Annotated in this window: 21 protein-coding genes; 15 read left to right on the top strand and 6 right to left on the bottom strand. The window is 64.5% G+C overall.

All coding sequences use genetic code 11. The features are described 5' to 3' along the window. Positions 1–90 precede the first annotated feature (90 nt). The 4 genes from AB4Z42_RS17260 (at position 91) to AB4Z42_RS17245 (ending at position 3,400) form a co-directional block, all read left to right on the top strand. Positions 91–594, top strand: coding sequence for a protein disulfide oxidoreductase (locus tag AB4Z42_RS17260; protein ID WP_442010408.1), 504 nt, complete (start codon positions 91–93; stop codon positions 592–594). Positions 595–607: 13 nt separating this feature from the next. Next, positions 608–1,504 (top strand): cytochrome c biogenesis CcdA family protein, encoded by an 897-nt coding sequence (locus AB4Z42_RS17255; RefSeq protein WP_442010407.1) that lies wholly within the window; start codon positions 608–610, stop codon positions 1,502–1,504. A gap of 292 nt (positions 1,505–1,796) precedes the next feature. Further along, complete coding sequence (locus AB4Z42_RS17250) at positions 1,797–2,084, top strand: putative quinol monooxygenase (protein WP_442010406.1); 288 nt, start codon at positions 1,797–1,799, stop codon at positions 2,082–2,084. Between the two features lie 431 nt (positions 2,085–2,515). Continuing rightward, positions 2,516–3,400: a cyclopropane mycolic acid synthase family methyltransferase gene (locus tag AB4Z42_RS17245; RefSeq protein ID WP_442010405.1), complete on the top strand. Its 885-nt coding sequence runs from the start codon at positions 2,516–2,518 to the stop codon at positions 3,398–3,400. Here the strand turns inward: AB4Z42_RS17245 and AB4Z42_RS17240 are convergent. From AB4Z42_RS17240 to AB4Z42_RS17230, 3 genes are all read right to left on the bottom strand, one after another. Beyond that, positions 3,397–3,636 carry a hypothetical protein gene (locus tag AB4Z42_RS17240; RefSeq protein ID WP_442010404.1) on the bottom strand — a complete coding sequence of 80 codons (240 nt, stop codon included), beginning with the start codon at positions 3,634–3,636 and terminating at the stop codon, positions 3,397–3,399. The genes AB4Z42_RS17245 and AB4Z42_RS17240 overlap by 4 nt on opposite strands. Next, positions 3,633–5,090, bottom strand: coding sequence for an MFS transporter (locus tag AB4Z42_RS17235; protein ID WP_442010403.1), 1,458 nt, complete (start codon positions 5,088–5,090; stop codon positions 3,633–3,635). The genes AB4Z42_RS17240 and AB4Z42_RS17235 overlap by 4 nt, the downstream gene beginning before the upstream one ends. 65 nt (positions 5,091–5,155) lie before the next feature. Beyond that, positions 5,156–5,998, bottom strand: a complete 843-nt coding sequence (locus AB4Z42_RS17230) for an alpha/beta fold hydrolase (RefSeq protein WP_442010402.1) — start codon at positions 5,996–5,998, stop codon at positions 5,156–5,158. Between the two features lie 58 nt (positions 5,999–6,056). Here AB4Z42_RS17230 and AB4Z42_RS17225 point away from each other — a divergent pair, with 58 nt between their 5' ends. Continuing rightward, complete coding sequence (locus AB4Z42_RS17225; protein ID WP_442010401.1) at positions 6,057–6,680, top strand: TetR/AcrR family transcriptional regulator; 624 nt, start codon at positions 6,057–6,059, stop codon at positions 6,678–6,680. Between the two features lie 8 nt (positions 6,681–6,688). Beyond that, the gene (locus AB4Z42_RS17220; RefSeq protein ID WP_442010400.1) at positions 6,689–7,228 is read left to right on the top strand and encodes a hypothetical protein; all 540 of its coding nucleotides are present in this window, start codon (positions 6,689–6,691) and stop codon (positions 7,226–7,228) included. Positions 7,229–7,323: 95 nt separating this feature from the next. Here the strand turns inward: AB4Z42_RS17220 and AB4Z42_RS17215 are convergent, their stop codons facing one another. Continuing rightward, the gene (locus AB4Z42_RS17215) at positions 7,324–7,701 is read right to left on the bottom strand and encodes a thiol-disulfide oxidoreductase DCC family protein (RefSeq protein WP_442010399.1); all 378 of its coding nucleotides are present in this window, start codon (positions 7,699–7,701) and stop codon (positions 7,324–7,326) included. A 34-nt stretch (positions 7,702–7,735) separates the two neighbouring features. Then, positions 7,736–8,773, bottom strand: coding sequence for an agmatinase (gene speB, locus AB4Z42_RS17210; protein WP_442010398.1), 1,038 nt, complete (start codon positions 8,771–8,773; stop codon positions 7,736–7,738). Between the two features lie 201 nt (positions 8,774–8,974). Between speB and AB4Z42_RS17205 the strand changes: the two genes are divergently transcribed. The 9 genes from AB4Z42_RS17205 to AB4Z42_RS17165 all read left to right on the top strand — a co-directional run bounded on the left by AB4Z42_RS17205 (position 8,975) and on the right by AB4Z42_RS17165 (position 15,399). Further along, complete coding sequence (locus tag AB4Z42_RS17205; protein ID WP_442010513.1) at positions 8,975–9,928, top strand: threonine ammonia-lyase; 954 nt, start codon at positions 8,975–8,977, stop codon at positions 9,926–9,928. Positions 9,929–10,339: 411 nt separating this feature from the next. After that, positions 10,340–11,668: a DUF7159 family protein gene (locus AB4Z42_RS17200; protein WP_442010397.1), complete on the top strand. Its 1,329-nt coding sequence runs from the start codon at positions 10,340–10,342 to the stop codon at positions 11,666–11,668. Positions 11,669–11,848: 180 nt separating this feature from the next. Beyond that, a complete protein-coding gene (locus AB4Z42_RS17195; RefSeq protein ID WP_442010396.1) occupies positions 11,849–12,184 on the top strand; it encodes a hypothetical protein in 336 nt (111 codons plus the stop codon). After that, on the top strand, positions 12,181–12,459 hold the full coding sequence (locus AB4Z42_RS17190; protein ID WP_442010395.1) for a hypothetical protein: 279 nt from the start codon (positions 12,181–12,183) through the stop codon (positions 12,457–12,459). The genes AB4Z42_RS17195 and AB4Z42_RS17190 overlap by 4 nt, the downstream gene beginning before the upstream one ends. 111 nt (positions 12,460–12,570) lie before the next feature. After that, complete coding sequence (locus AB4Z42_RS17185) at positions 12,571–12,825, top strand: hypothetical protein (protein WP_442010394.1); 255 nt, start codon at positions 12,571–12,573, stop codon at positions 12,823–12,825. Continuing rightward, positions 12,822–12,956, top strand: a complete 135-nt coding sequence (locus AB4Z42_RS17180) for a hypothetical protein (RefSeq protein WP_442010393.1) — start codon at positions 12,822–12,824, stop codon at positions 12,954–12,956. The genes AB4Z42_RS17185 and AB4Z42_RS17180 overlap by 4 nt, the downstream gene beginning before the upstream one ends. A gap of 101 nt (positions 12,957–13,057) precedes the next feature. Further along, the gene (locus tag AB4Z42_RS17175; protein ID WP_442010392.1) at positions 13,058–13,711 is read left to right on the top strand and encodes a DUF2510 domain-containing protein; all 654 of its coding nucleotides are present in this window, start codon (positions 13,058–13,060) and stop codon (positions 13,709–13,711) included. Positions 13,712–13,723: 12 nt separating this feature from the next. Continuing rightward, on the top strand, positions 13,724–14,017 hold the full coding sequence (locus AB4Z42_RS17170) for a hypothetical protein (RefSeq protein ID WP_442010391.1): 294 nt from the start codon (positions 13,724–13,726) through the stop codon (positions 14,015–14,017). Positions 14,018–14,226: 209 nt separating this feature from the next. After that, the gene (locus AB4Z42_RS17165) at positions 14,227–15,399 is read left to right on the top strand and encodes a TIR domain-containing protein (protein ID WP_442010390.1); all 1,173 of its coding nucleotides are present in this window, start codon (positions 14,227–14,229) and stop codon (positions 15,397–15,399) included. Between the two features lie 40 nt (positions 15,400–15,439). Here the strand turns inward: AB4Z42_RS17165 and AB4Z42_RS17160 are convergent, their stop codons facing one another. Continuing rightward, positions 15,440–16,039 carry a recombinase family protein gene (locus tag AB4Z42_RS17160; RefSeq protein WP_442010389.1) on the bottom strand — a complete coding sequence of 200 codons (600 nt, stop codon included), beginning with the start codon at positions 16,037–16,039 and terminating at the stop codon, positions 15,440–15,442. Positions 16,040–16,785: the final 746 nt, after the last annotated feature.

Here is a 16,785-nt window from a genome sequence, read left to right as displayed (position 1 = left end):
GCCACGGTCGTGGTGTCGTGTTTAGAAGTATGTGGCCAGGACATCCACTGGGCCATACGTTCGCTGCGCCATGACCGGGAGGAGATCGGAATGAGGCTTCGATTGTTGCGGATTGCCCGGTCGGTGACGTTGGCCGGATTGGCGGCAGTGCTGGCGTTGGGACTCGTCAGTCCGCCCTCGGCGATCGCCGACGACCGCCTGGACTTCACCGGGACCACGCTTACCGGGGCGCCGTTCTCCGGTGCGAGCCTGATGGGTAAACCGGCGGTGCTGTGGTTCTGGACGCCGTGGTGCCCGTTCTGCAACGCCGAGGCGCCGAATGTCAGCCAGGTCGCCGCGGCCAACCCCGGCGTGACGTTCGTCGGCGTCGCGGCCCGTTCGGACGTCGGCGCCATGCAGGCCTTCGTGTCCAAATACAACCTCAACTTCACGAATCTCGACGACGCCGACGGCTCGATCTGGGCGCGGTACAACGTCCCGTGGCAGCCCGCGTACGTGTTCTACCGGGCCGACGGGTCGTCGTCGTTCGTGAACAATCCGACCTCGGCGATGCCACGCCAGGAGCTGTCGGATCGGGTAGCGGCACTCGCCTAGGCCGCCGCCGCGCGTGGACCATGAGTTGATCGGCCTGGCGTTCGCGGCCGGGTTGGTTGCCGCGCTCAACCCGTGTGGGTTTGCGATGCTGCCGGCGTATCTGGCCCTCGTGGTCCGCGGCGAGGCCGAGCAGCGTGACGGGCTCACCGCTCTGCCCCGGGCTGCCGCAGCGACAGCGGCGATGGCGCTGGGCTTCATCGCGGTGTTCGGCACGTTCGGACTGCTGACGGTCGCCGCGGCGTCGACGGTGCAGCGCAATCTGCCATACGTCACGGTGGTCATCGGTGCAGGCCTTGTCGCCGTGGGGATTTGGCTGCTCCTGGGACGGGACATGACGGCGCTGATTCCCGCGGCACACACGCGTTGGGCGCCGACCGCGCGCCTTGGCTCGATGTTCGGCTACGGGCTCAGCTACGCCGTCGCGTCGTTGTCCTGCACGGTCGGCCCTTTCCTCGCGGTCACCGGTATGGCGTTCAAGGGTGGTTCGCGTCTCGCGGGGGCGCTCGTCTACGTCGCCTACGGCGCCGGGTTCACGTTGGTGGTCGGCTCATTGGCGGTCGCGGCCGCCTTGGCGAGTTCGGCCGTCGTCGACCGCTTGCGGCGAATCCTTCCGTACCTCAACCGGATCAGCGGTGCTCTGCTGGTGCTGGTCGGCCTCTACGTGGGCTACTACGGTCTCTACGAGGTGCGGCTGTTCACCGCCGGCGGAGACCCGGACGATCCGGTGATCGCCGCCGCGGGCCGTCTCCAGGGTGCCGCCGCGGGCTGGGTCCATCAGCACGGGGCGTGGCCGTGGGTGATCGCGTTGGCCGTGCTGATCGGTGTCGCGCTCGTAGTGGCGTATCGCGCGCGGTCTAGCGTCGCGAGACGTCGCCGTACAGATCGGGCCACGGCGGGCGGCGGACCATAGCCACGCCGGCGAACGCAGCCGACATGATCCCGACGGGATGCCGCCATCGCGATGGCCGTGCCGTCGACCGCGGGGACCCAGGTCGCCTTGCCGTCCTTGACGACGAACACACCGAGCGCCCCGCCGCGTGCCCTGGCTACGGGAAGGACCATTGTTCCGTCGGCGGTTTCGTACGGCTGCCCGTACGCCCGTGAGGCATCGGTTCCGACGGTGTCGAGCAGTTCTGACGCATCCCGCAGGTTCGTACCGTCATGCTTACTACTGATAGGCGGGCTCGGGACAGGAGGACCCAATGGTTATCGTCGCCGGCCATCTCATCGTCGATCCCTCCCAGCGTGACGAGTACTTGTCCGGGTGCATTGACGTGGTCCGGGACGGCCGGGCGGCCGCGGGTTGTCTGGACTTCGCGCTGTCGGCCGACCTCATCGATCCCGGACGCGTGAACATTCTGGAGCGGTGGGAGTCCGTGGCCGCGGTTGAGGCGTTCCGCGGCAGTGGTGTCGACGGCGAACAGGGCGCGGCGATCATCACAGCGTCGGTCGCCGAATACGACGTGAGCGTGACGAGGAATCTCAGCTGACGAAACGCCGCAGGGAACCGAGATGGATGTGACGACTTCCTGACGTTGCGTTTGCGGCCGGTCCCCTCGGACACGCCCTGTATCGACCACGAACCGCAACTTCCACTGGGGGAGCACACCCGCAATAAGCCCGCGACCGATCGCCGAACCGCTCGAATTCACGAGGTCGGCGGCATTTTCACGACCGGTTGATAGACCGGCTAGCTAAATTTCGACACCCGCAGCGACGAGGTCGATCATCAACGGTGACGACGGACGGGTAATATTCGCTGGCGTCAACGAGCCAATCCGGCGCGCGGGGCCGGATTCGCTGGTGAGGCCGATGCCGGTTGTCATATGTAATGTGCGTAAACTGCGGACGACGGGGAAGGCGCCCGCACCGCCGCGGACCCTTCGCAATACTTCGAAACAAAGACGTCAGAGGCTAAGAATTGCCAGAAACGACCAGCGACGACCAGGGCCTCGAGCCGCACTTTGAGAACGTGCAGTCGCACTACGACCTTTCGGATGAGTTCTTCCGGCTCTTTCTCGATCCGACGCAGACCTACAGCTGCGCGTACTTCGAGCGTGATGACATGACGCTCGAAGAGGCGCAGCTCGCGAAGATCGACCTGTCGCTCGGCAAGCTGGGTCTGAAGCCGGGGATGACGCTTCTCGACATCGGCTGCGGCTGGGGCGCGACGCTCAACCGCGCTCTGGAGAAGTACGACGTCAACGTCATCGGCCTCACCTTGAGCGAGAACCAGAAGGCGCACGTCGAGAAGGTGTTCGCCGCGTCGCCCAGTGCGCGCACCAAGCGGGTGTCGCTGCAAGGGTGGGAGCAGTTCGACGAACCGGTCGACCGCATTGTCTCGATCGGCGCCTTCGAGCACTTCGGCGCGGACCGTTACGACGACTTCTTCAAGATGGCCTATGCCGCCCTGCCGAGAGACGGCGTCATGCTGTTACACACGATCGTCAAGCCCAGCGACGAGGAGTTCGCCGAGCGCGGGTTGCCGCTGACCATGACGAAGCTGAAGTTCTTCAAGTTCATCATGGACGAGATCTTCCCCGGCGGGATGCTGCCGTTTGTATCGAACGTCGAGGAGCACGCCGCCGAGGTCGGCTTCGAGGTCACCCGAGTCCAGCCGCTGCGGATGCACTACGCACGGACGTTGGACATCTGGGCCGAGGCGCTCGAGTCCCGCAAGGACGAGGCCCTCGCGGTCCAGTCGCAAGAGGTCTACGACCGTTACATGAAGTACCTGACCGGGTGTGCCGATCTCTTCCGCGAGGGCTACACCGATATCTGCCAGTTCACTCTGGTCAAGGGCTAGCGTCGGCGCAGCCGCCGCCAAATACGCAGCGGCAGAAGGCCTATCAGCGGCGCCCGCTTACCGAGGTCGTCAGCGTCGCGCTTGTTGAAGGCGGCGGCATAGCGGCTGGCCTCGGCGGCGCTACCGTATTCTTTGGCCCCGCTCGACCCTCCGCACCGCTCGCACGCCCATCGCATGGTGCGCCCCTCCGCGCGGAACGTCGGCTGGTGGTCGAACACCCGGCACGCGAACGTCACGCAGGCTTCTCATCGGCCGTTGTGAGCGGTGCCGCGAGCTCCTCGAGGTTCTTGCCCTCGGCCTTCACGCCGAAGATCAACTCGACGACGCCGCCGACCGCCATCACCGCCGCTCCGATGAGGAACGACATCGCCACCAGGCTGCGATCGCCGGTTTCGATGAGCGTCCCGAAAAGCAGCGGCCCGGTTATGCCTCCGATGGCCGTACCCACCGCATAGAAGAAGGCGATGGCCAACGCCCGCGTTTCCATCGGGAAGATCTCGCTGACCGTCAGGTAGGCGGCGCTGGCGCCCGAGGACGCGAGGAAGAAGCAGACGGACAGCACCGCGATGAAGACGATCACGCCGCCGGTTTCCGAGGCGAACAGCGCGGTGAGACCGACTGCGACCGCCGCGGAACCCAGGTAGGCCAGGGAGATCATGGCCTTCCGGCCGACCGTGTCGAACAGGTGTCCGAGCAGCAGCGGTCCCGCGAAGTTGGCCAGCGCCCACACCACGAAGAACAGCGGGACAGTGCCGGACGCCACGCCGTAGAACGTGCTGAGCAGGGTGCCGAGGTTGAATGTGAACGCGTTGTACAAAAACGCCTGACCGATGAACAGCGCCAGGCCGAGGATCGCGCGCTTGGGATAGCGGGTGAACGCGACCTTGGCGATCTCGACGAACGAGATCGTCTTGCGCGGCCGGACCGTCAGCGACCCCTCGGGTTCCACCAGTGGCTCTTCGGTGTCGCGCGCCACCTCGTCCTCGATCTCACCGACTATCCGCTCGGCCTCCTCTTCGCGCCCGTGGATGAACAGCCAGCGCGGGCTTTCGGGAACGTTGCGGCGGACGATGAGCACCGCGAGCCCGAACACCGCGCCGATGCCGAACGCCAGTCGCCATCCGATGTCCTGCGGGAATAGCGACGTGTTCAGCAGCAGCAGTGCGCCCGCCGCACCACCCGCCGCACCCAGCCAGTACGACCCGTTGATGATCAGGTCGACACGGCCGCGCACGCGTGCAGGGATCAACTCGTCGATCGCGGAGTTGATCGCGGCGTACTCGCCGCCGATACCGGCCCCGGTGAAGAACCGCGCTATGAAGAAGTACCACGGTGCAAATGCGAATGCCGTTGCCACCGTTGCGGTCAGGTACACCACCAAGGTGAGGATGAACAGTTTCTTGCGGCCGAAGCGATCGGTGAGCTGACCGAAGAACAGCGCTCCGAGGCACGCTCCCGCGATGTAGACGGCGGCCGCGATGCCGATCTGGCCAGCGGTCATCTCGATGCCGCTGCCGGGTTCGGTGAGCCGGTCGGCGACATTGCCGACCATCGTGACTTCGAGGCCGTCCAGCACCCAGACGCCGCCCAGTCCGATCACGACCCGCCAGTGGAAACGCGACCACGGAAGCCGGTCCAGTCGGCTCGGCACCTGCGTCGTGACGGTCTCGGTTGAAACATCCGCACTCATGCGCCGCCTCCTGTCGTCGGAGACGGAGTACCCGCCTTACGCCGAATAATCCTCGACGTAAATTTTCAGTGCGCGTTGGCTCCCACAGCGGTGATCGCGTCGATGACCGCCGACGGCGCGTCGAGGGAGACGAAGGTTCGCGCGTCGGGCACCTCGACCAATGTCGATCCCGGGAACAGCGCCGCGAGCCTTCGGCCGAGCGCAGGGGTGAAAGCGCGGTCGCGCTGACCCCAGACGAGGGTGACCGGTTTGGTGAAGCGGTGCAGCCGGGTCGACACGTCGGTCAGGTCGGTCTTGGCGACCGCCCGCAGCAGCCGGGCCAGATCGCGGCGAATGCGGACATCGGTGCGGGCGGGTTCCAGCCACGAGGCCGTCAGTTGCGGATCCGGGGTGACCAGCAGGCCGAAGCCGAGCGGAGAATGCCGCAGCGGTGTGAACCTCATCTGCTCGAACAGCACCTTGATGGACACCGGCCCACGCAGCAGCGCGAACACGAGAGTGAAGGGGAACGGCGGGAACTTGTCGAACGCATCGCAATTGGTCAGGACCAGGCGCCCCGCGAGATCCGGGTAGGCGTCGACGACCAACTGACACAACCCGCCGCCGGTGTCATTGCCGACCAGCGTCACGTCCGAAAGGCCCAGCTTCTCGACGAAGTCATGGATCATCGTCGCGACCGCGTGCGGTGACAGCTCGGCGCCCTCGTTGACGGGAATCGTGTGCGAGCCCAAGGGCCAGTTCGGCAGGTAGCACCGGAATCCGCGGCTGGCCAGACCGTCCGCCACGCGATCCCACAGCCGGCTGTCCACGAGGATGCCGTGCACGAACACCACCGGCGGATGCGGCGAATCCTCCGGACCCAACACGCGGTACGAGATGGTGGCCTGATCAAGTGCGACCTGCGGCATGTTCGCTATCCTTTCCATAACTTACAAACATTTGGTATGAAAGGTACGTGCAGGCTGTATGAAAGTCAACGATCCGGCGACGACTCGGCGCACTCAGGCGGAGCGCACCGCCGCCACGCGTGCGTTGCTGATCGACGCCGGCCGGAAGCTGTTCGCCGACAAGGGTTTCAACGACATCTCCACCCAGGCGATCGTGTCCGCAGCCGGGGTCACCCGTGGGGCGTTGTATCACCAGTTCGACGACAAGGTCGGCCTGTTCGCGGCGGTGTATGAGCAGGTCGAGCGCGATCTGGTCGGGGACATCGCCCGTCAGATCATGGAGCGACAGCCCCTTGATCCGCTGGAGGCTATGCGGGTCGCTGCGCGCCTGTTCCTCGACGGCTGCTCGGCGCCCGAGGTTCAGCAGATCGTCCTGATCGACGCCCCGGCGGTCCTGGGATGGGACCGCTGGCGCGCAGTCGGTGTCAAATACGGTCTCGGGGTCATCGAAGGGATGCTCGCCCACGCGATCGCGGAAGGAGCCATTCCCGAGCAGCCGTTGCGCCCCACCGCCCATGTGCTGCTCGGCGCGCTCGACGAGGCGGCGCTGTTCGTGTCCCGTGCCATCGATCGTGAACGCGCGCGCAGCGAGATGGACACGGTGTGTGAGCGATTGATCAGCGGGATCGCCGGGAGCGGGTAGCTTTCGTCATGACCGGCGCCGGCTGGATCCGCTCGCGACCGTCGAAGGCACTGCTGTGGGCGGCGCTCGTGCTGTCGTTGGTTCTCGGGGCGGGTGTCCTCGTGGTCGATCGACAGGGGAGCGCGGCCGACCGGATCGCCGTGCCATTGACCAATGATCAGGCCGCCGGCCAGGTCGTCGGTTCAGCCAGGCAGATCGTCGCCGCAGCACGCCTGCAGAAGGTGACCGGCGGCTACATGTTCGTGTCGTGCGCAACCCAGAACGCGGCGCCCTATCAGGCGGCCATGTACATGAGTTTTTCCCTGCCGCACAGTGATTGGGCGCGTTATCTGGACCAGGTCGCCTCGGCCATGATCGTCGGCGGTTGGGCGGCCGCGCCCGCGCAGGCCGAGCACTTCGGCCGCAAACTCACCAAGGGCGGCGTCACCGCGGTGCTGCAGCGCAACCTCGACGACCCGACCTTTGCGACCATGCGTCTCTACGGTGAGTGCCGCAACCTCGAGGACCATCGAAACGACAACCCGGCGTGGACGGAAGTCAGCCTGTGACGTCGGTGATGCTCCGTTGCAGCAGAAGAGTATCGAGCCATGTTTCAATCCGACCGCGGGGCGTATCTGGACGTCCATCGCGTTCGCCGTCGGGATCAGCAGGCGACAGGATGCGACTCGCAGTACGGGGTGGTGCCGGGGAATCGGTAACGATGGTCGGCGACCCAGCGGTACACCGCCTCTTCCAGTGATCGAATGCCCGGGACGCGGTAAATCATCAGCGGAATTCGGGTGCCGAGCGCGGCAGATACTGCGGCGTTGGCCGCCTCCGCGCCCGCGTACGCGTTGCCGGCATCATCCAGCCAGCGCACCGAGTCCATCAGGCTCGAGTCGGGAATACCGAGCCGCTCTGCGGTGCCCGGCGTCTGTAGTGGTTCTGTGTGCAGCTCACCGGTCCGATTGAGCTTCAGCAGGAAGTTCCGCGATCGAGTGCACATTCCACAATTGCCGTCGAAGAACAATATTCCGGACATGGCTCCATTGTCCTCCACACTCGGCGGGGGCGGCCTACCGGGCAGGCGGCCCGGGCGGCGCGGCGTCGGGGGCGGCATCCCTGCGGCGTGCGGCCATGCCGCCGAGCGCCTCGAACACCACCCGGTGCGCGGCGTTGACGGTCAGCTCCGCGTGGTCGTAGGCGGGCGCCACCTCGACCACGTCGACGCCGACGACATCGTGTTCGCGGCAGAGTTGCCGCACCAACCGCAGCAGGTCGGCGGTGGTGATGCCGCCCGGCTCGGGTGTGCCCGTGCCAGGTGCATGCGCGGGGTCGAGGACGTCGATATCGACCGAGACGTACAGCTTCTCGGCCTTGGCCAGGGCCTCGCTGACGGCGTCGCGCATGACTTCCTTGAAGCCGCGCTCCCAGATCTCCTGCATGGTGTGCCACGTCATGCGTTGTTCTTGCATCCACTCGAAAGTGTCCTGCGGCGGCCAGTAGCCGCGCAGCCCCACCTGTACGAAGTGGCTGCCCGGCACAGCGCCGGACTCGATGAGCCGACGCATCGGCGTGCCATGGCTCGCGAGGTTGCCCTCGATCTCGTCGGCGGTGTCGGCGTGCGCGTCGAAGTGCACGATGCCGACGTTGCCGTAGCCGTGCACGTCGGCGACAGCGGTCGCGGCCGGCCAGGTGATCGAGTGGTCGCCACCGAGGACCACCGGCACGATGCCGCGCGAGGCGATGGCGTGTACGCGTTCGCGGATGTTGTTGTGCGAGACCTCGGTCTGCCCGTGGGGGCAGTACGCGTCGCCGAAGTCGACGACTTCGAGCCAGTCGAAAATCTCGAGTCCCAGATCCAGGTGATAGGTGCCCGGCTCGTAGGCGGTGGCCCGAATGGCCCGGGGGCCGAAGCGGGCGCCGGGCCGGTTCGTGGTGCCAACGTCGAACGGCGCCCCGACGATCGCCACATCGGGCCGCCACGACTCCAGTTGTTCGACCTCGGTGAGGAACGGCCGGTGCCCGAATGAAGTCACACCGGCATAAGCCAGTTCGAGCTGCTCGACCATCCCGGGTGGAAGCTCTCGCTGATGATCGTGATCGTGCCCCATGGGTCGACCGTACCGTCCCCTGCCTTCGGCGTGGGCCCAGTGGAGGACTCGCTCGGATGCGTTACGGGCTTGACGCTCAACCGAAGTGAGCGCGTGGCGCAGCGTCGGCGATAGGCCGCCCGGCCGGCTCGCAGCGACTTCGCGGAGTTCGGGTGAGCAACGCTGCACGACGCATACGATCTTGGCGTGGGGTGCGTGGACATGGTGACCATCGATGACATCAGGTCGGCGGCGACGCGGATCCGCGCGTTCGTCGTCCGCACGCCACTACTGCCCGCGCTGTGGGCCGACGACGACCGTCCGCTGTGGATCAAGCCGGAGAACCTGCAGGCGATCGGGGCGTTCAAGGTTCGCGGCGCCTTCAACGCGATCGGCAACCTCGACGAGTCGGTGCGGACCCGCGGGGTCGTCGCGTACTCGAGCGGAAATCATGCCCAGGCCGTGGCGTATGCGGCGGCGATATACGGAGTTCCGGCGCACATCGTGATGCCGAAGGAGACGCCGGCCGTCAAAGTGGACGCCACCCGCGGCCACGGCGCCGAGGTGGTGCTGTGCGAGGCGGGTCAGCGCGAACGGGTCGCCGCCGAAGTCGTCGAGCAGACCGGCGGGGTTCTGGTTCCGCCGTTCGACCATCCCGACATCATCGCGGGGCAGGGAACGATCGGTCTCGAGATCGCCGAGGACCTGCCTGCGGTCGAGAACGTGCTCGTTCCGGTCAGTGGCGGCGGCCTGGCGTCGGGGGTCGGCACGGCCATCAAGGCGCTGTGCCCGCAGGCACGTGTTTTCGGCGTGGAACCCGAACTCGCCGCCGACACCGCTGACTCACTCGCACAGGGCCATCGGGTCGATTGGTCGATCGAGGACCGCAATCGCACCATCGCCGACGGTCTTCGCTCACAGCCCTCGGAGTTGACCTTCGCTCATCTGCAGAGGGTGCTGGACGGTGTGATCACCGTGTCGGAGAACGAGATTCGCGACGCGGTCCGTGAAATCGCCACGAAGGCGCATTTGGTCAGCGAACCCAGTGGGGCGGTCGCCCTGGCCGCCTATCGCCGTGGCGAGACTCCGTCCGGCCGCACCGTCATGGTGCTCTCCGGTGGGAACGTCGACCCACTGGCCTTGACGGACATCCTGGCGGGCCGGCCCGAAAGCTAGTGCACACCCTCCATGAGGCGGCTTATTCAGGGCGGCGCGAATACGATCACGCCGGCGTCACTACGGCGATACCGACGACCCAACCGATTGCGCTGGATGGCCGAACACGGTGCGTCCGGCGGGCCCGCCTTCGCCTTGTCCCGCAGCGGTCATGGGAATCACGGTGCCACTCGACCCGATTTCCGGTGACCTATGGAAAGGGCCTGTATTGCGGGCAAAGGCACAGGTGAAGGACTTGCAGTAGGTTTCGGTACCACAGCACATTTCGATGCGGATCTGCATGTGTAGGCCCGGTGGCTCCAACAAAGCCCGGTGAGCCGGCTCACGCCGACGCCTGTAAGGTCACCCCGAACAGGTGGATGTCCCCGGCGGTTTCAGGTGGACGTCCGGAATGGTTTCAGAAGGGCAAGAGTGGACACCGTACTCGGCTTATCGGTGACGCCGTCCGCTGTCGGTCTCGTTCTCGTCGAAGGGCAGGACGCCGAGGGCTCCACCGTCGACCGGGAAGCGTTCGAGATAGTCTCCGGCCGGCATGCGACACCCCGCCAGGCCTCCGAGCAGGCCGCCGCGGCAGTGCTGCGCACCGAGGCGATCGCGGCCTCCCGCGGCCAGCGTCTGCACTCGATCGGCGTGACATGGAGCGACGGCGCCGACAACGAGGCGTCCTTACTGCTGAAATCGCTGAGCGATTCCGGTTTCGACAACGTCGTTCCGGTACGCCTGCCCGAGGCGACGGAGGCCCTCGCATGGGGCATCGCCGAGGTCATCGGCCACCAGGTCACCGCGGTGTGCGTGATCGAACCCGACACGGTGATCATGCTCATCGTTCATGCCGGTGTCGGCGCCGTTCAGACGGCCATCAACCATGCCATCGACACCGAAGAAGCGTTGCTCCGCTGGTTGAACGCCGTTTTCACCAAGGCCGACTGGCGGCCTGAGGCATTGGTGGTGGTCGGGTCCGGCAGCGCTCTTCACGCGGTCATTCCCCGGCTCGAGGACATCCTGTCGGTGCCGGTGTTCGTACCCGCCGAGTCCGAGCTCGCACTGGCCCGCGGCGCGGCGCTCGCGTCAGCGCACAGCACCGAGTTCATCCAGCTGGGCCAGACCCCCGAGCGGGTCGTGCCACGCGAGCGCCGTCGACTGACGCAGACCGGTCCGCTTGCCATGCTCGTCGTCGGTGCGGTGACGTTCGTCGGGTCGGTGTCGGTTGCGGTCAGCCTTCAGATGGCACCCGATCGGGACATCGCCTCGCCGGAGGCACGACCGGCAGCCAACACCTCTCCTCAGATCGCGGCGGCTGCGGCCCGCGCGGCCCTCCCGCAAGCCCCGCCTGCGGCTCCGGCGGAACAACTGCCGCCGCCCCTGCCGGAAGCTCCGCCCGTCGAGATCGCCGACCCTGCGGTTGGCGCCGTCGACATCGCCGAGGCCGCGCCGGTCGACGGTGTCCCGGTCGAGGCGCCGCTGCCGGACGCTTCGGTGCTGCCTGCGCCCGACGCCGCGGTCGACGCGCTCCCTCCCGCGGCCGTCCCACCTGCGCCGGGTCTGATGCCTGCGCAACCGACTCCGGTGCCTGAACAGCGGCCGGGCCTGCTGAGCCGGCTCAGGGACCGGCTGTCGAATATCGGCAGGAACGACGAGGTTCCTGCCGCGCAGCAGGCCGCCGTTCCTGGCGCGCCGGTGCCACCGCCTGAGGCCCCCGTGCCTGCACCGGAAGCGCCGCCCGTTCTACCGCCTCAGTGACGTCGCCCGGCACCGGTCCCGCGATATTGCGCCTGGTGCTGCGCATCGGGATAGCCGCGGCGGTGCTGACCGCGGTGATCGCCGTCGAGATCTCGTCTCGATCCGGGGTGACCTGGCGGCTGGTCACGAAGAGTGTCGCATCCGCGTCACTCTCGCGATCACCGACAGGAATCTCCGCCCATGCCCATCAACAACCACACCCTACCTGCAGAAACGCTTCCGCCTGAGATCGGCCACGCCCGCAAGAAGAACCCTGCCTTCCTCCTGGCAGCCATCAGTCTCTTCCTGCTCCTGGGCTTGATCGGAGCTTGCACCCACAACAAGCCGGTGACGGGGGCGCTCTTCTCAGACGGCAGTGGACCGATGCCGGTGGCCGCACCGCCTCCTGCTCCACTGCCTCCGCCCGAGCAGTTGAACCCGGAACCGGACGGCAAGGCCACCCTGGTCCAGATCCAGGTCGGCCAGGAGATGCAGGACCGTGCCCGGCAGAACCCGCTGATCCGGTGTGTGACGTGACCTGGAAACTGGCGTCCCTCCAGTCCGATGTCGTCTGCGACGACCCGGCGACTCCGCTGAAGCCGGGGCAGCAGTTGCGCTTCGTGCTGGACATCAAGGTCGACCCGAGGGCATTCCGGTTCCCTGCTTCCGAATCTGAGTTGTTTGCTGCGAAGTGGTGGGGCGTCGAGGATGCTGGTGGTGAGGTGGACTTCAACATCGTCCGGCGCGACTGCCGTACCGGAGGCTTGAGACCCAGCTGGTGCCGGGTACTCACGTCCGCAAGCACGTGGTGATCATCGCTCCGGCGGAGGCCACCGAGCTGCATATGTACATCAACATGGGGGAGCGTGACGGGGTCTCGTGGAGATCCCCGAGCGCAGGATTCACGAGTAGCAGGGGGAGATATGAAAAGCATCATCATCGGCGGCATCGCGGCGTTCGCGGTCATGCTGGCTGGAGCACCGGTGGCCGCAGCCGACCCGATCACTCCTGACGACTGGGAGATGGACGACGGCATCGGAGTCGGCACCCGAACCCCCGGAACACCCTGCCTGGCGTCGGAGTCCCATCAGTGGGCAGAGAACCCTGTCGGCGACACCGCACTGTGGTGTCCACCTCCGGCGTTCGTCTGGGTGCCGGTCGCGCCCTCACCGAGGTGATCGAGCAGGGCGACGAGAGGACTCTGGCCAAGTTTGCGCACCTGCGCGAGCAGCAACGCCAGATCAAGGCCGAGGAGCGCGCCAGGGCTGAGTTCGCCGACATCAACGGTCAGTCATCGAAGCGCGCCTGATGTCAGATAGCTCGAATCCGCCCTGGTGATCTTGGTCGGGGCCTGGTTACCATCATCGCCGATGCGCGAAGGGGAACGCGCGTTCGAGCACAGGGGGATCGATGACCTCTCCACCACCGCCACCACGACCAGCGCCTGGCTGGTATCCAGATCCGGCAGGCGGCGGGCAGCGTTACTTCGATGGGACCAACTGGGGTCCCACGGCACCAGTAGCGACCGCACCGCCCCCGCAAAAGAAGCCGCTGGGATGTTTCAAGACCGTCCTGATCGTCATTGGAGTCATCTTCTTGATCGGCCTCATTGGCAACTCCTGTGATGACGACAAGAAGGACTCCAGCTCCAGCACTTCTTCGTCGGTTCGCTCCAGTACTCCCTCGCGCACTCCGACCACTTCGGCTGGCCCCGAGAAACCGGACGCGAGCTTCACTACCGCTCCCGGTCCGGACGGGGAAGTGGTGACTGCGGCGTTCGCTATCGGTGACAACTTGACCGAGGGCTTGATCAAGGACGGGGCGCGGTTCGAGACCATCGACATCCTCGAATACGCAAAACAGGTCTATCCCAACGCATCTCAGGTGAACGTCCGGGGCAGCTTCCCGATGAAGGACGCCTACGGCAATGTCGAGACCAAGGTCGTCATCAACATCACCTATCTGAAGTCGACGATTGACCAGATCAACTTCAAGGGCGTGGACAAGGACAAGATCTGGGAAATAAGGGACTCCGGCTTCATTCACCCCGAGTTCCAACCGTAGGCAGGAGTTGACATGACTTGGATGAGGACTTGTGCGAGCACAACCGCACTGTGTTGTTTCATCGCCCTTACTCCTGTGCCGATTGCCCGCGCAGATACGCCAGGTGAGGCGTTTTGCGCAGAGAACCAGCGTCATCTCGATGCTTCGAACGGGGAGATGCCGTTCGAGGTCAACGAGGCTGTCGCCTGGCTGATGCAGCAGTTCAATATGTCTGAGACCGAAGCCGTCCGTCTCATTGACAACGTGGCGGAGACGTATTGGTCAGGCATGAACGGGAGATGGCAGGTCAAATGTCATGATCAGTGAAGTGTCCTGGCCCAGAACGTGTTCCGTATTCGTCGTGATGGATTTTCTGGTGCCGGTTGTCGCGATAACAGCCTCGCACGCCGCCACCGAATGTGCTTCAAGAAGCTGCGAGCTGGTAGCCAGCTCTTATCGGGCCGCGCTAGCGAGGTAAAACACCCGAACCGATAGGTGGGGTAAGTGTCCGCACACCATGGAAGGAGCAGCAAGTCATGACGGGAGGCCCTGTCGGCTTTTGGAGCTACGTCCACGATGACAACGATGCCGTCGACAACGCAATCCTGGATCTGCGCAAGCTCATCATGGGCGCGTATTCGATCTTGACTGGCGAAGACCTCACGTTGTTTGTCGACACGGAAATCAACTGGGGAGAGGAGTGGGAGCAGCGAATCTCTAGCAGCATCGCCGGGACGACGTTCTTCATACCCATCATCACCCCACGCTTCTTCAAGAGCAAAGCTTGCAGGCAGGAAGTAATCGACTTCACCACCAAGGCGACTGAAGCTAACGGACTCAATGAACTCTTCCTGCCGATCCTGTACGCGGACGTGCCCTACTTGTCGAAGGACGCTGAAGACCCCGTCATTCGATTGGTAGCCAAGACTCAATACGTCAAATGGCACAAACTTCGGTTGCTTGACCCGCTCTCCAGCGAGCACCGCGCAGCAGTTCATGAACTCGCAGAAGAGATCCACCGAATCTCGCAGGATGTGGCAGAAAAGCCCGACACGGTGGTGTCGACAACCGGCGAAGGCGGCCCGACAGACCAGGGCGGCGACGATGCCGATGATGATGCGCCCGGGACTTTGGATCTGATAGCGGACGCCGAGAGCATCATGCCGGTATTCGCCGAGACAATCGAAGCGATGGGTGAGTGCCTCACAGAAATTGGCGAGATAGGCACTGCAAGCAAGCCTGAACTAGACAGGGCCGCAATGAATCCCAAGGTCGGTCCTCGGCTCGCGGTCATGCAAAAGGTCGCAACTAAGCTGGAGGTTCCCGCACAGCGTTACCTTGAACTGTCAACGGAATACGCCTCGCAAGTAATCGAATTGAATAAGGCGATAGATGCAATAATACACCTTCGCCCGTATTCAGAAATGTCGCCCAGCGACCAAGCCGAGTACTTGAGCCTCGCCAACTCCATTCGTAAGATGCGAGATTCGGCTAATGAGGCACTTGCGGGTGTCATATTCGCGAGCGACGCGATGCAGGAAGTCGCGTCGCTCAGTCGCGCGATGCGGAAGCCCGCATCGAAACTGCAGCGTGGCGTAGAGCGTATGGGCGACGTGCAGGCACTTTACGACGAATGGGTAAGGGGCTTCGAAGAATCCGGTGTATGGGACGATGACCCCCCCGGAGCCGAAAATAGTGACACAGAGTAGAGAGAAGATGGGCAGACTGCCATCCTCGCCGATGATGTAGCTATGCTGCCTCGAGTTCTGCCAAGTAGCGATACAGCGTCGCTCGACTCACCCCGAGGTACTTCGCGATGTCCCTCGCTGTGTGGCCGTCGGCCTTCATCCGTCTGGCTGTGGCGATATGGTCGGCATCGTCGACCTTGCGTGGCCGTCCGAACCTCGTGCCATTGGCACGAGATGCCGCCAGCTTCAGCGCCGTCCGCTCTTTCGCCAGCGCTCGTTCGTACTCCGCGAGAGACCCCAGAACGCCGATCATCATCCGGCCAGCGGGCGTCGACGAGTCGATGCCGTCAGATGTCGACACTAATGTGACGCCCCTATCGGTCATCTCCTTGACTGTCGCGAGTATGTGCTGGAGATTCCTGCCGAGCCTGTCCAATTTCCATACCACCACCGTGTCGCCGTCACGCATGTAGGTCATCAACTCGGCCAAGCCGGGCCGGTCGTCCCGTGCACCGGACATGGTGTCGGAAAATGTCTTTGTGACTCCGGCGGCTTCGAGCGCAGTCTCCTGTTGATTGAGCGTCTGTGCCACAGTGCTGACTCGAACGTAGCCGATCCGGGTCCCAGTAGCGGAGGAGTCTGCCGAGTGTTCCTGTCTCACAACAAGTCTGAACGCACATCTGAGACAGTTTATTCCGAGACTAACTATTGAGACACCGCGACCACGATGGACAGACGAGGCGGTCCCGACTCTACCGATGTCTCATATGTGGTCGTTTTCGAGACCCGGTCCGTGTGCCGTTCAACGGTGCATCGTTCAGCCAGCGATCAGAGGCGCTCGGCGAACGCGAGTCGTGAATCGAATGTTCTGCGAAGTCGTTCGCGTAACGAAGCGTTCGACTAATCTGCTTAAAGTCCTCATGTCACGTATCAGGGGGAAAAGTGACACTGCCTCCACTGCCGTCTCGGCCCACTCCGGAGAGTCAGCGCCTCGCGGATGAGGTCTTCGAATTTCTGAAGGGGAGCGGGATCTCCTTCGCCCCGGACGGTGCAAATGAATTTCAACTCTTTGTCGTACGTGCGTTGAGCGAATACGAAGACGTCCCAGATCGAAATGTCTACGAACTTGCAAATAGAATCAAAACAATTGCCAAGTCCGACGGCATCAGCATAATAACTGCAGATATTTGGGAGAAGATAAGGGAACGCCTCTGCCCGCTGTTGTATTGGTGTTAAATTGCACACTGACGAGACTGGCTCCAGCCCCCCACCCACCGGCGGTTCTGTTCCCGCCCCCCCACCCACCGGCGGTTCTGCCCCCGACCCTCTCCTGGAGAAGGCGTTCGATTTCGTTCAAGACGTAACGAAGCAGCTCATTACATTAGCGTCGGCGATAATCGCATTCAC

This window comes from Mycobacterium sp. 2YAF39 (genome assembly GCF_052114565.1).
GTDB lineage: Bacteria > Actinomycetota > Actinomycetes > Mycobacteriales > Mycobacteriaceae > Mycobacterium.
Note: the sequence above shows the minus strand (reverse complement) of the source record. Positions and strands in the feature narration are given on the sequence as shown.